Annotated in this window: 10 protein-coding genes; 5 read left to right on the forward strand and 5 right to left on the reverse strand. The window is 72.6% G+C overall.

Annotated elements, in window-relative coordinates:
* Positions 1-23: 23 nt before the first annotated feature.
* Both QWJ38_RS04970 and QWJ38_RS04975 read left to right on the forward strand, forming a co-directional pair.
* Positions 24-1400, forward strand: coding sequence for a sigma-54-dependent transcriptional regulator (locus QWJ38_RS04970; RefSeq protein WP_290357929.1), 1377 nt, complete (start codon positions 24-26; stop codon positions 1398-1400).
* Complete coding sequence (locus QWJ38_RS04975) at positions 1397-2758, forward strand: sensor histidine kinase (protein WP_290357930.1); 1362 nt, start codon at positions 1397-1399, stop codon at positions 2756-2758. Before QWJ38_RS04970 ends, QWJ38_RS04975 begins: the two co-directional genes overlap by 4 nt.
* Positions 2759-2773: 15 nt before the next feature.
* Here QWJ38_RS04975 and QWJ38_RS04980 read toward each other — a convergent pair whose 3' ends face one another.
* On the reverse strand, positions 2774-3253 hold the full coding sequence (locus QWJ38_RS04980; RefSeq protein WP_290357931.1) for a hypothetical protein: 480 nt from the start codon (positions 3251-3253) through the stop codon (positions 2774-2776).
* Positions 3250-6375: a DUF2135 domain-containing protein gene (locus QWJ38_RS04985; protein WP_290357932.1), complete on the reverse strand. Its 3126-nt coding sequence runs from the start codon at positions 6373-6375 to the stop codon at positions 3250-3252. The genes QWJ38_RS04980 and QWJ38_RS04985 overlap by 4 nt, the downstream gene beginning before the upstream one ends.
* A 309-nt stretch (positions 6376-6684) precedes the next feature.
* On the opposite strand from QWJ38_RS04985, the gene QWJ38_RS04990 reads away from it, so the two are divergent.
* A complete protein-coding gene (locus QWJ38_RS04990) occupies positions 6685-7044 on the forward strand; it encodes an OmpA family protein (RefSeq protein WP_290357933.1) in 360 nt (119 codons plus the stop codon).
* 15 nt (positions 7045-7059) lie between these two features.
* Complete coding sequence (locus QWJ38_RS04995; protein WP_290357934.1) at positions 7060-7500, forward strand: ion channel; 441 nt, start codon at positions 7060-7062, stop codon at positions 7498-7500.
* 7 nt (positions 7501-7507) lie between these two features.
* On the opposite strand, the gene QWJ38_RS05000 is transcribed toward QWJ38_RS04995, so the two are convergent.
* Positions 7508-9928, reverse strand: a complete 2421-nt coding sequence (locus tag QWJ38_RS05000; RefSeq protein ID WP_290357935.1) for an alpha/beta hydrolase family protein — start codon at positions 9926-9928, stop codon at positions 7508-7510.
* A gap of 56 nt (positions 9929-9984) precedes the next feature.
* Positions 9985-10950 (reverse strand): AEC family transporter, encoded by a 966-nt coding sequence (locus QWJ38_RS05005; protein WP_290357936.1) that lies wholly within the window; start codon positions 10948-10950, stop codon positions 9985-9987.
* A 167-nt stretch (positions 10951-11117) separates the two neighbouring features.
* Here QWJ38_RS05005 and QWJ38_RS05010 point away from each other — a divergent pair, with 167 nt between their 5' ends.
* Complete coding sequence (locus QWJ38_RS05010) at positions 11118-12152, forward strand: serine/threonine protein kinase (protein WP_290357937.1); 1035 nt, start codon at positions 11118-11120, stop codon at positions 12150-12152.
* Positions 12153-12166: 14 nt separating this feature from the next.
* On the opposite strand, the gene QWJ38_RS05015 is transcribed toward QWJ38_RS05010, so the two are convergent.
* The gene (locus QWJ38_RS05015; RefSeq protein ID WP_290357938.1) at positions 12167-13711 is read right to left on the reverse strand and encodes an alkaline phosphatase D family protein; all 1545 of its coding nucleotides are present in this window, start codon (positions 13709-13711) and stop codon (positions 12167-12169) included.
* Positions 13712-13790 lie beyond the last annotated feature (79 nt).

Below are 13790 nucleotides of genomic sequence, written 5' to 3' on the forward strand. Positions count from 1 at the left end.
ATGCCGCGCCACAATCGGTCCCCATGAGGACGGTGCTGATCATTGACGACAACCCCGGCGTCGGCGAGGCGCTGTCGCTGCTGCTGTCGCTGCGCGATATCCGGCCGCTGTACGCGGCCAGTCAGGCAGAGGGCCTGGCCCTGCTGGCGCGCGAGCCTGGCATCGGCCTGGTGATCCAGGACATGAACTTCAGCGCCGACACGACCTCGGGCGAGGAGGGCGTGGCCCTGTTCCGCGCCATCCGCGAGCTTTGCCCCGATCTGCCGGTGATCCTCTTGACCGCCTGGACGCGGCTGGAGGCCGCCGTCGAGCTGGTCAAGGCCGGCGCAGCCGACTACCTGGCCAAGCCCTGGGACGATGCCAAGCTCTCGGCCACGGTCGAGAACCTGCTGGAGCTGGCCGAATCGAGCCGGCAGGCGCGCGCCGGCCATCTGCAGCGGCGCGCGCGCCGCACGGCGCTGGCCGCGCGCTACGAGCTGGGCGGCATCGTCCACGAGTCGGAGGCCATGCTGCGCAGCCTGGAGCTGGCCTGCCAGGTGGCGCGTGCCGAGGTGCCGGTGCTGATCACCGGGCCCAACGGCAGCGGCAAGGAGCGCATTGCCGCCATCGTGCACGCGAACTCGGCGGTGAAGAACGGCCCCTTCGTGGCCGTCAACTGCGGCGCCTTGCCCGGCGAGCTGATCGAGGCCGAGCTCTTCGGCAGCGAGAGCGGCGCCTACACCGGCGCGACGCGGGCGCGCGAGGGCCGCTTCGAGGCGGCCGATGGCGGCACGCTCTTCCTCGACGAGATCGGCACCCTGCCGCTGGCCGGCCAGGTCAAGCTCTTGCGCGTGCTCGAGACCGGCCGCTACGAGCGCCTGGGCTCCAGCCGCGCACGGCAGACCCGGGTGCGCGTGCTCAGCGCGACCAACTCGGACCTGAAGGCGATGGTGCGCGCGGGGACCTTCCGCGAGGACCTGTACTACCGGCTCAATGTGATCGAGATCGCGCTGCCGGCCCTGGCCGAGCGGCCCGAGGACGTGCTGCCGCTGGCCGAGCATTTCCTCGCCGCGACATCGGGGAACAAGGCGCGGCTCGGCGAGGCGGCGCGCGAGGCGCTGCTGGCCTACCGCTGGCCCGGCAATGTGCGCGAGCTGAAGAATGTGATTGCGCGCGCGGCCTTGCTGGCCGGCGAGGGGCAGCTCGTCACGCCCGAGCTGCTGGCCCTGCCGGCCGAGCATTCGCATGCCGCCAGCGCGCGCAATCTGGACGAGCCCAGCCGCGAGACGGTGCAGGCGGCGCTGGCGCGCGCCGACGGCGTCGTCAGCCGCGCCGCGCAGGCGCTGGGCCTGTCGCGCCAGGCGCTGTACCGGCGCATGGAGCGCTACGGCCTGGCCGGCCAGGTACAAGGCGGCGGATGAAGCTGCAGGTCCGGCTGACGCTGCTGCTGCTGTCCACGGCCGCTGTCGCGCTGGCCCTCCATGCCGGTCTCAGTGTCTGGCCGCTGCCGCAGCTGCTGGCCTGGGCCGATCTGGGCCTGGCCGCGCCGGCGCCCTTCGGCTGGCCGGCGCTGGCGCTGAGCCTGGCGCTGCTGCTGCCCCTGCTGATCGCGCTGGCCGGCTGGCTGCTGACGCCGCTGCAAAGGCTCTTGCGCGCGCTGCAGGGCGCGGTGCTCAGCTACCGTGATGGCGACTACAGCATGTCGATCGCCGAGCGCGGCTCGGGCGAGCTCGGCGAGCTGCTGCATCTGCACAGCGAGCTGGGCCAGGCCCTGCGCGAGCAGCGCCAGCATCTGGCGCAGCGCGAGCTGCTGCTGGACACGGTGGTGCAGAACACGCCGGTGGCCCTGATCCTGACCGATGCGCAGGAGCGCGTCGCGATCGCCAATATCGCCGCGCGCCAGCTGCTGGGCGACGGGCGCAGCCTGAGCGGCGTCGACTTCGCCGCGCTGTGCGAGCGCGCGCCCGAGGCGATGCGCCGCGCGCTGGCCGGCGGCGACGACTGCCTGTTCAGCCTGGCGGTCGAGGGCGGCGAGGAGGAGACCTTCCATCTGTCGCAGCGCGAGTTCCGTCTGCAGGGCCGGCCGCACCGCCTGCGCCTGATCCGGCGCATGACGCGCGAGCTCTCGCGCCAGGAGGTCGGCAGCTGGAAGCGGGTGATCCGCGTGATCAGCCATGAGCTGAACAATTCGCTGGCGCCGATCTCCTCGCTGGCGCACAGCGGTGCCGAGCTGGCGCGGCGCGGCGGCGCCGAGCATCTGGAGCGCCTGCCCGGTGTGTTTGCCAGCATCGGCGCGCGCGCCTCGCATCTGCACCAGTTCCTCGAGGGCTATGCGCGCTTTGCCAAGCTGCCGCAACCGCAGCTGCAGTCGGTCGACTGGCCCGCCTTTCTGCAGGGCTTGGCCGCGCATTGCCAGTTCCGCCTGATCGGCGAGCCGCCGGCCGCGCCGGCTCGCTTCGACGCGGCCCAGGTCGAGCAGGCGCTGATCAATCTGATCAAGAACGCGCACGAGGCCGGCGGCCCGGCGCAAGAGGTGACCCTGGCAATCGCCGCCGGCCCGCGCGAGCTGCGGCTGGAGGTCGCCGACCGCGGCCCCGGCATGAGCGAGGCGGTGCTGGCGCAGGCGCTGCTGCCCTTTTATTCGACCAAGCGCGCCGGCACCGGCCTGGGCCTGGCGCTGGCGCGCGAGATCGCCGAGGCGCATGGCGGCCGCATCGCGCTGGCCAACCGCGGCGATGGCGGCGGGCTGCGGGTCAGCCTGAGCCTGCCGCTGGCCTGAGGCGGGGCGGCGGCTCTAGCAGGATGGGGCGGCCCGCTGGGCCGGGTCGGCCTCGTCGGCCCATAGATAGGGGCTGAACGATTGCCCGCGCGCGGCCGGCTGGTAGAAGCCGCGCAGCTGGCCATCGGGCTCCAGAAAGGCGCTCAAGGCCTGGCCCTGCTGCAAGCTCGGCATCGGTGCCGGGCCCGGCATGGGCGCGCCGGCGGCTGGCTTGTGCTTGCTTTCGATCTGCCGGATGCGGATCTGCGCGCCCGGCTTCAGGCCATCGGCGCTGCGGCGCACGGCCGTCACGCGCAAGCTTGCCACGCGGGCGATCAGCTCCGGCTCGCCCTGGACCGGCTCGGTCTCGATGTTCAGCACCTGCACCTGCAGCGCCTCGGGCGCCTGACGTGCCCAGCACAGATAGAGCATCGGCGACAGCTCGGCCCGCGCGGGCAGGGCCACCGCCATCAGCAGGCCGGCCCCGAGCAGGCGCTTGATCGAGGCGCGGCTCATTGCGGTGCCTTGACCTCGAACTCGCCCACGTCGACGATCTGCTCGCGGCCGGACAGGCGCAGGATCACGCTCTGCTGCTTCTCCTGCGGCGTGCCGAAGCCGCTGATGAACTGCAGCATCAAGGTCGTCGACGGCGCGACGATCTGCTGGCGGTGGCCATAGAACTGGGCCTGAACCTTGTAGGTGCCCGGCTTGGGATCGCGCAGCGAGAACTCCTCGGGTCCGTAGCCGCCGGTGAAGTCGCGCGACATCAGGCCGCCCTGATAGGTCAGCTGGCGGCCGTAGTAGGCGCGCTCGCCGTTCGGGTCGGTGACCCAGAGATCGATGTCGGTGTTGTCGGCGTCCCAGCTCAGCACCGTGCGCATCGCCACCGGCAGGTTCTGCAGCAGCGTGGCCGGGATCGCCTCGGTGTTGAGCGCCTGGCCCTTGTTCCTGGCCTCGGCCACGATGGCGTTCAGCTCGCTCAGCGCGATCACCTCGATGCCGGGGAAGCGGCCCTGCCAGGGCTGGGTGACGATGTGCCAGAGATTGTCGACGGCGCGCTGGTAGGCGCCGGCGCTGCGCTGGGCCAGGGCCAGATCGCGCCAGGATTGCGGCTCGTCCGGCGCCAGGGCCAGCACGCGCTGCAGCACCGGCAGCGCCAGTTCGACGCGGCCGAACTGCAGCAGGCGGTAGGCGAGGATGCGCAGGATGTGGCGGTCCTCCAGCTTCATCTCGGCCAGGTTGGAGGCGACGCGCGCGGCCAGCAGGGGCTGGCCCTTGTCGAGCAGGATGTCGGCGGCGTCGAGGAAGAAGGCCGTGCTGTTCTCGTAGTTGGGCCGCTCGTCCAGATAGATCGCGTAGACGTCCTGCGGCGCGGCCTCGCGCATGCGGCGGGCATAGGCGCTGTCCGGCGCCCATTTCTTCAGCGCGATCGTCGTCGATGAGCCGGCGCCGCCGCCGGCGGCCGCGGCCTTGGCGGCGGCTTCGGCCGAACGGGCCTCACTGGCCGCGCTGGCCGCGCGGCGCTGCGTGGCCTCGGCGCGCTCGCGTTCGGCAGCGGCCGCCTGCGCGGCGGCCCGGGCCGCGGCGGGGCTGGTCGCGACCGGCGCGGGGGGCGGTGCCGGCGCCGGCGCCGGAGCGGGCGGCGGCGCGAAGCCCGGTGCGGGTGCCGCCGCGCCGACGGCCATCGCCGTCGCCCTCGGTCGCATCTCCTCCGGCGGCGCGTCCTTGGGGAACTCGCGCTGCCACCACTGCACGCGCTGCTCGAAGTCGCGCGTGACGCGGGCCAGCTGCGTGCTGCGCGCGCGCTCCTCGTCCCGCTGCATCAGCGCGACGATGGACTCGTATTCGGCGAACAGCTTCTTGTCCGAGGCCGGCGGCGCGATGCCGTAGCGCGCGTACTGCAGGCCGTTGTCGAGCACGATCAGCGAGGTCTGCGGCGTCAGCAGATTGAACTGCAGGCCCAGGCGCTCCATCGCCTTGGCCTGGCGCAGCTCGTCCTCGGCCAGCTCGGCCCAGCGCAAGCGCGCCCATTGCTGGGCGGCGATCGCCGTGCCGTTCCTGGCGGCGCCGTCGTTCTCATTGATGCGCAGGCTGCGCGTGGTCTTCACGCCGGCGGGCGAGACGAGGCCCAGGCGCAACTCGGCCGTCGGCTGCAGCAGCACGCCGGCCACGACGAAGCGGCCGCCCTCCTCGTAGCGCGAGGCGGCGATCAGCTCGGCCGTGCCGACGCCGTCCAGCGTCGCCAGATGGCTGCGCTGGCGGGTCAAGAGGCGCGTGCCCTCGGCGGCCGCCTCGGCCAGCGGCATGCGCGCGAGCAGGCCGTCGAGGTCGACCAGCTCGCCGCCGCTGGCCTCGGCGCTGCGGCGCAGCAGGGTCAGGTCGGCGCCGGCACCGGAGCCGACGATCAGCAGCGGCTGCTGCGGCTTGGGCAGCGGCGCATCGCCGTAGTTGAACAGGCCGTCGCTGACCAGCAGGCCCAGTTCGGCGCCGGCCGGCACGGTCATCGCGCCGGGATTCGAGGCGCCGTCATAGACCAGACCGGCCAGGCGCTTGCGCAGCGCCTGCCATTGGCCATCGCGCACCTCGAAGCGCTCGTCGGGCTCGGCGACGTCGCGCACGACGCGCAGGGCGACGTCGACCTTGCCGAGGCGGCGGAAATAGGCGTCCAGCAGGGTCAGCTCTTGCTCGCGCGAGCGCCGCGCGCCGGAGCCCGAGGCGTCCCAGACGAGGCCCAGCGTGCGCGGCACCGCGCGCGGCTGCGACTCGGTGCTGGCCGGCAGCTCGGCATAGAAATAGCGCTTGCCGCGGAACAGCTCGGTGCTGACGAAGCTCGTCTCGCTGTGCGCACGCTGCACCACCAGCTCGCCGCCGCCGGCCTCGGCCGGCGACTGCTGCAGGCGCACGACGGTGCCGCCCTGGCCGTCCGCACTGCGGGCCGGCCGGCTGGCGCGCCAGGTGGCCGCCACCTGGCTGGGCGCGACGCCGGGCAGGCTGACCTCGACATCGAGCTTGGCGATCCGCTCGGCAAAGTTCAGTGGCAGGCGCAAGGTGGCCGCGGCCGGCTTGCCGGCGCCGGCGCGGGCCAGGTCCAGCGGCTCGCTCAGCTCCAGCGCCACCTGGCGGCGGCCGCGTGCCGGCAGCGGATAGACGCGCAGGCTGTAGTTATTGCCCTTGCTCATCTGCAGCAGGGCCGGGTCGACTTGCTGGCGGGTCACGTCGTCGAAGACCTGGCGGCCCTTGGCCTTGGGCACGGCGACGGCCTCGCGCAGCTGGCCCTCGATGTCCAGCGCCATGCCGGTGACCGTCTGCCGCTCGAGCAGGGGGAACTGCAGCTCGCCCTCGAGCACGCGCTCGTTCGGGTTGTAGAGCGTGAACTCGATGCGGGTCTTGGCCGTCGCGCCGACGATCAGCGTGCGCACGGTCGCGCTCTCCAGCCGCACCGGGATGCGCGCCTCGGGGACGATGAGCAGTGGGGGGGGCGGCGGGCGGCGCGGTGGCGCGACGCGGGTCGTCTCGCCGGGTGGCGTCGGTGCCTGCGCGAGCGCGGTGGTGGCGAGCAGCGCCAGGCCGGAGGCGGTGGCCAGCGCGGCGAGCAGGCGGCGCAGCGCGCCTGGGGAACCGTTCGATGAGAGGGGCATGCGGTGTTCGAGTTGCTTGTTGTCGGTCGGGCCCGGTGGCGGGGTTTGCTCGCCGGCTCAACGCAGCAGCGGCGGTGCCGGTGCACAGCCGGCGCGGTCACCCACCCATTCTGGGGTGCTGCGCCGGGGCGCCGGCTGCCCGAAGGCGCACGATCCGGCCCCGGCCGCGCAATTGTTGGAACTTCCTGCGCCGTCTTGCGGCCGCCCCCCGCGGCCGCCGGCGTTGCGCGCCGCCATCGCTGCCGGTGCCGGGCTTTGCCGGCGCGCGCGCGGAGGACTAGGATGGAGCGTCGCTACTCGAGAACTGCCATGCGCCGCCTTCCTCTTCTTGCCGCGATCTCCGCCCTCGTTGCCAGCTCCGCGCTCTTGAGCGGCTGCTACACCTACCCCTATGGCTATCCGAGCACCGTCTCGACGCCGGCCAGCTTCGACCGCTCCTGGGACGCCGCGCTGGGCGCCGCCAACGATGCCGGCGTGCAGGTGACTAGCGCCGACCGGGCCAGCGGCCGCATCCGCGGCAACAAGGCGGGCGCCGCCGTCTATATCGACCTGAACCAGCAGGCCGACGGCAGCCTGAAGGTCGCCTTCAACGCGCCGGATGCCAAGGAAAGCAACCCGACCCTGCAGGAGCGCTGGACCGCCGCCTACAACCGCCGCATGGGTCGCTGAGACGGCTTCGCCGCGATGCTGCGCAACCTGCTCTTCGGCCTGCCGACGATGCTGCTGTGCCTGTTCCTGCAGGCCGCGTTCAGCTTCTGGTGCGTGCGCTACTTCACGCGCCGCTCGCACCGGCTGGGCGCCGGCGACAGCGCCTTCCAGCAATTGCGGCCGCTGCTGGCGGTGATGGTGGTGCTGATGCTGGGCAACTTCCTGCAGATCACGCTGTGGGGCCTGCTCTTCATGCTGCTGGGCGAGTTCAAGGAGCTCTACGAGGCGGTCTACCACTCGGCCGTCAACTTCAGCTCGCTGGGCTATGGCGACGTGGTGATGAGCACGCGCTGGAAGCTTTTGGGCCCGCTGGAGGCGGCCAACGGCGTGCTGATGTTCGGCATGACCAGCGCCGCCCTGATGACCATCCTGCAGCAGCTGATCCGCGTACAGTTTCCCGGCGACGTCGCGCGCTGACCCGGCCCTACTTGCCCGCTTCGCCCGGGGCGCGCGGGTCGCCCAGATAGCTCGTCAGCCAGCGGCTCATCTCCCATTGCACATGGCCGACCGATTCGCGCGCCGTGTAGCCATGCGACTCGTAGGGCAGCGAGACATAACGCACCGGCGCACCGGTGCCGGCCAGCGCCTGGTAGAGGCGCTCGGTCTGGATCGGCGAGGTGCCCGAGTTGTTGTCGGCTTCGCCATGGGTCAGGAGCAGCGCCTCCTTGATCTGGTTCGCATACAGGAAGGGCGAGAGCTTCAGGTAGACATCCTTGGCTTCCCACAGATTGCGCCGCTCGCTCTGGAAGCCGAAGGGCGTCAGCGTGCGGTTGTAGGCGCCGCTGCGCGCGATGCCGGCCTTGAACAGATCGGTGTGGGCGAGCAGATTGACGGCCATGAAGGCGCCATAGCTGTGGCCGCCGATCGCCAGTCGCTTGATGTCGACGACGCCCAGCTCCTCGGCCTTGTCGATGAGGGCGCGCGCATTCATGGTGATCTGCTCGACGAAGGAATCGTTGACCGTGCGCGGGTCGCCGACGATGGGCATGGTCGCGTCAGACAGCACGACAAAGCCGTCCATCAGCAGATGCAGGGGGCTCAGTCCGCTCCAGACCGAGAAGCGGTTGCCCGAGCCCTTGATCTGGCCGGCGGTGTCGTTGTCGGCGAACTCCAGCGGATAGGCCCAGATCAGGGCCGGCCGGCGCTCGCCCTCCTTGTGGTCGGGCGGCAGATAGAGCCAGAAGGAGAGCTCGACGCCGTCCGCGCGCTTGAACGTGATCAGCTCACGGCGGATCTTGCGCAGCTGCGGCGTCGGGTCCTTCAGCCGGGTCAGCGCGCTGCTGCCGGTGCCGTCGCGCAGGAACAGGTTGGGCGGCTCGATCGCGCTCTCGCGCTGCGTGACCAGGCGGCCGCCGTCCAGCAGCGCCAGCGGCTGCTCGTAGACGCTTTCGGCCGACTGGAAGATCCGCGTCGTCGTCAGGTCCTTCAGCGAGAAGCGGTCGAGGAAGGGGCGCTCGCCCTTGGGCCCTGCGCCGGGGCCGCTCAGCAGCAGCTCGCCCTGCGCGGCAATCGCGACCGTGCGGCCATTGCTGGGCAGCACGCGCGTCAGCGGCGTGCCCGGATGGCGGTAGCGCTCGCGCAGCGAATGGTCGAACAGCGGCCGGCTCTGCGCGCCGTTCAGCGGCAGCAGATAGGTACGCGTCCAGGCGCGCTGGCGGTCGATCTCGCTGAACAGCGCGTTCTGCCCGTCATCCAGGAAGATCAGGCGCGAGAAGCGGTGCGGCATGCGCTGCACCTCCTGCGGCTCGCCGGTGTAGGGCGCATCCAGGCGCATGATGCGGTCGCGGTAGGCGACGCGGGCGGCCGGGTTGCCGCCGTCCAGCGCCTCGACCCAGAACACGGCCGCATCGTTCCCCGGCGAGGCGAAGAAGGCGCGCGGCCCGGGCAGCACGCCGTCCAGGGCCACGCCCTGCTTCAGCGGCAGCCGGCCCAGCTCGCGCAGCACCTTGCCGTCGCGCTGGCGCAGCTCGATCACGCGCGGGAAATCGTCCCAGGGCAGGCTCAGGCTGAAGGGCCGGATCAGCCGCTCGGTCAGCAGGTACTGGCCCTCGCCGACATTGGCGACGCTGCTGAACAGCGCCGGCCCGCCCAGATCGCGCGACAGGCCGCTGACCACGTCGACCAGGGTCAGGGTCGAACGCGCGTGGTAGTCGAACAAGGCCTCGTCGTGCGCATTGCGCAGCAGATCGGCATGGCTGCGCTCGGGCGAGGCGCGGCCGGGAATCACGCTTTCCTGCACGGCCGGGCCGCCGGGCACGCGGGCCGCCTGCGGCAGCGGGCCGCGGCGGTCGGGCACCGTCGTGACGATCAGCTCGCGCGCATTCAGCCAGACCGGGTCACCCTGGGCCAGCACGGTGCTCAGGCGCAGGAAGGCGACCGGCCGGATACGGCCGCTGGCCGTGTCGCCGACCCACAGCTCGCTGGCCTGCTCCATGCGGCGCTCGAGCAGGAAGCGCTGGCCGTCCGGCGACCAGCCGAAGCTGTGGAAGACGCCGCCGGCCGGCAGTTCGACCTGGCGCTCGGGCGCGTCCGGGTTCAGCAGGCTGCGCAGCTTCAGGCGCTGGACCGGCGTGATTTGCTGCGGACAGGCGCAGCCCGGATCGAAGCGCAGGCCGGCCAGGCGCAGCACCGGCCGCGCCAGCTCCTCGATCGTCGCGAAGCGGCGCAGCTCCAGCACGGCCAGGCTCTGCTTGTCCGGCGAGATCAGCAGCCGCGGCAGCTGCGGCGCATCGAGCAGTTCGCGGATCGCGGGCGAGGGCTGCTGGTAGCCGCCGGCATCGGCGGCCAGGCCCGGCAGGCAGGCGACGGCCAGGGCGAGGCCGGCCAGCAGCTTGCGGACGTCCATCTTGTCTCCGAATGCGTTGTCGGCCGCAACGATAACCGCTGCGCTGCGGCCCGTCTTCAAGGCTTTGCCCCCATCAGCCAGGCCAGGGCGCTGAAGCTCAGAAAGGCCAGCGCGGTCGAGGCCATGATGATGCGGGCGATGCGGCCGTTGTCGGCGCGGTAGCGCTCGGCCAGCAGCGAGACATTGCTGGCGCTGGGCAGGGCCGCGGCCAGGGTCAGCACCAGCAGCTGGAAGTCCGACAGCGCCAGGCCCAGCGCCCGCGCCGCGCTGCCCAGGCCGTACACCAGGGCCGGATGCAGCAGCAGCTTGATCAGCGCGACCGGCAGGTAGAGCGCTGCCGGCGTGCGCGTGTGCGCATGCAGGCCGGCGCGCCACAGCACCGCGCCTATCGTGAACAGCGCGACCGGCGTCGCCGCATCGGCCAGCATCCTGATCACCGCGTCGACCGGGCCGGGCGGGCGCAGGCCGGTGGCCGAGGCCAGCGCGCCCAGCGCGATCGCCCAGGGCAGCGGATTCGACAGCGCGCCGCGCAGCGCCAGACCGAGCGCCCGGCGCGCGCCGTGGCCGCCGCCGGCATCGTGCGCGCTGGCCAGCGCGATGCACAGCGAGCTGGTGAAGAAGAGATCGGCCAGCACGGTGCAGATCACCGGCCCGGCCGCCGCCCCGCCCAGCAGCGCGACCAGCAGCGGCACGCCCATGAAGCCGGTGTTCGGAAAGGCGGCGACCAGCGCGCCGAAGGCGGCATCCTTCAGCCGCACGCGCGCCGACAGGGTCGCGAAGAGGGTCAGCGCGACGATGGCCGCCGCCGCCGTCAGGTAGACGCCCAGCACGACCGGGTTCAGCAGTTCGGCGACGCGGGTGTTCATGCCGAAGCGGAACAGCAGGCACGGCAGGGCGAAGAAGAGCACGAAGCCGTTCAGGCCGGGGATCGTGGACTCGGCCAGCACGCCGCGGCGCGCCGCCAGATAGCCGCACAGGACCAGCGCGAAAAAAGGCAGGGTGACGGCGAGCACGGCTTGCATGGCGCCGCGAGTATCGCAAGCGCGCGGGCCCGCTGCGCCAGCGCCCCCCGAATGCGGGGCGCTCTGCGGGCGCACGCAGAAAGCCGGCTTGCGCGTGAGCGATTGCTCACGCTCCCCCGGTTCGCGGGGCGAATCGGGTGCAGGCCGCGCCGACAATCCGGCCTGCCATGCGTATGCCCGAACTCGCCTTGCCGCCCGCCGCCGCCATGCCCCTGCTTGGCGAAGGCCTGGCCCTGGGCGTCTGGCGCCTGACCCAGCCGCTGCACGCCTGCGATGGCGGCCAGTGGTACGGCGCCCAGCATGCGCTGGCGGCCGACCGCTCGGCCGCCGTGCTGGTGCTGCACCGCAGCGAGCGCGCCGCCGACCAGATGCTGCGCTATGCCGACCAGGCCGGCGAGCTGGGCCAGTTGCAGCATGCCGGCATCCGCGTGCCCAGCGACAGCGGCGTCACCGCCGCCGGCCAGCCCTATCTGATCCTCGAGCCGGTCGATGGCCGGCCCATCCTGCTGGCCGGCAGCGGCCTGCCGCTGCGCGAGCGCCTGCAGCTGGTCGTTCAGCTCTGCGAGGCGCTGCGCTATGCGCATCAGCAGGGCTGGCTGCTGGCCGAGCTCGATCCCGCCATGCTGTGGGTGGACGCCCAGCAGCACCTGCATCTGATGGGCCTGGGCCTCGCGCACATGCCCGACCCGGCCGACCCCTTCGAGCGCGGCAGCGGCCTGCTGGCCGCCCCCGGCTACCAGGCGCCCGAGCGCCTGGCCGGCGAACCGGCCAGCCTGACGACCGAGGTCTATGGCCTGGGCGTGCTGCTGTGCAGCCTGGTGGACGGCCGCCAGCCGGCCGAGCTGGGCGACGGCATCGAGGACGCTTCGCTGGCCGCGGCCTGGCCCAGCCTGGGCATGGCCGAGCGGATCAGCCTCGATGCGCTGCTGCGCAAGGCGGTCGCGCCGCAGCCGGCCAAGCGCCATCCAAGCGCCGAGGCGCTGGCCGACGATCTGCGCGCCTGGCTGGCCGGCGACGGCCATTCGGCGCTGGCGCTGACCCCGATGCCGGCACCGGCCGCCGCCGGAACGATCGCCGTCGAATCGGCGGTGCCGGCCTGGCCGCACAGCGTGGCCGGCCCGCGCCGCTGGCTGCTGGGCGGCTTGGCCATTGCCGCGCTGATCGCCGCCGCCGCGGCGGCGCGGCTGCACGGCCTGCTCTGACCCCCGGCTGACGGTCAGGCCGGCTGCGCGCCGGCCCGGCCGGCCTCGACCGCGAAGCGCGCCGCCACATCGACCGGGCTGGCCGGATCCCAGATCGCACGCACGCTGCGCAGCTCGGCCTCGAGCCGCTGCTCGCGCAGCTCGAAGCGCATATAGCCGCGCTGGTCGGCCCGGCCATAGCGCAGATGCGGGTTGTGCGGCAGCGCGGCGTCCAGGCGCGACTGGGCCAGGCCCTCGCTGCTGATCGAGGTGCCGCAGAACTCGGTCGCCAGCACCGCAGCGTCCGGGTCGGCGAAGTCCAGCTTCAGGTCGGCGACATAGTTCGCATGCACATCGCCGCCGAGCACGACCGCATTCGGCACGCGGCGCTCGGCCAGCTCGCGCAGCAGGCGCGTGCGGGCGGCCGGGTAGCCGTCCCAGCCGTCGGTCCAGAAGCGGGGTGAGCGCTCGGGACGGGCCTCCCAGTTCAGCGTCGCCATCAGGGTTTGCTGGCCGAGCAGGTTCCAGGCCCGCGAGGCGTCCCAGCTCTGCGCCAGCCATTGCTCCTGCTGGCCGCCGAGCAGGCTGCGCTGCGGGTCGAGAAAGTCGGGGCAGTCGGCCAGGGCGACGGTGTTGGAGCCGGCCCGGCCCGGCTTGGGGCAGACCTGCTGGCTGCGAAACTGGCGGTCGTCGACGGTGATGATGCGGGCCAGCCGGCCCCAGTCGTAGCGCTCGTTGAGCCGGATGCGAAAGCCCTGCGGCCGCGCCGCCTTGGGGAAGGGCATGTGTTCCCAATAGGCCTGGGTGGCGGCGGCGCGGCGCAGCTCGAACTGCGGCTCCAGCTCCTGCGAGACATTGGCCGCCCAGTCGTTGTCGATCTCGTGGTCGTCCCAGGTGACGATCCAGGGCGCGGCCGCGTGCATGGCCTGCAGCTGCGCATCGCTCTTGTACTGGGCGTAGCGGCGGCGGTAGTCGTCCAGCGTGCGGCAATGGCCGCCCTGATGGCGGCGCGGCCGGTCGCTGTTTGCCGGCGTCGCGTATTCGTAGATGTAGTCGCCGAGGAAGAGCACCAGATCCAGATCCTGGCGCGCCATATCGCCCCAGGCGGTGTACAGGCCGTGGTCCCAGCGCTGGCAGGAGGCGATCGCGAAGCGCAGCCGCGGGGCAGCGGCCCCCGGCGCCGGCGCGCTGCGCGTGCGGCCGACGGCGCTGCGCTGGCCCAGCGCCGTGAAGCGATACCAGTACCAGCGCTCGGGCGCCAGGCGGGCCGGCTCGGCATGGACGCTGTGCGCGTCGGCGGCCACGGCCCGCTCGACGCCGCGCGCGGCAATGCGCTCGAAGCGCTCGTCCTCGGCCAGTTCCCAGCGCACCTCGACCTGGTCCGGCAGCGCGGCGCCGACGAGTCGGGTCCACAGCACCAGCGTGTCCGGCCGCGGGCAGCCAGACGCGACGCCCAGCGCGAAGCGCGGCTCCACCTCGGCGCCGCGCGCATGGCGGACGAACAGCGGCGCCATGCCGGCGGCCAGGCTGGTCAGCAGCAGGCCGCGGCGCAGCGGGTCGGGTCTTGACTTCGGCTCCATGCCGGCCAGCATAGCGGGCAGCCAATGACGTTCCAACCCTTGCCGCGCCCTGCTAGGGATGGTTGCTGCTCGCCCCAGC

The sequence above is a fragment of the Roseateles violae genome, from assembly GCF_030410485.1.
Lineage (GTDB): Bacteria > Pseudomonadota > Gammaproteobacteria > Burkholderiales > Burkholderiaceae_C > Roseateles_D > Roseateles_D violae.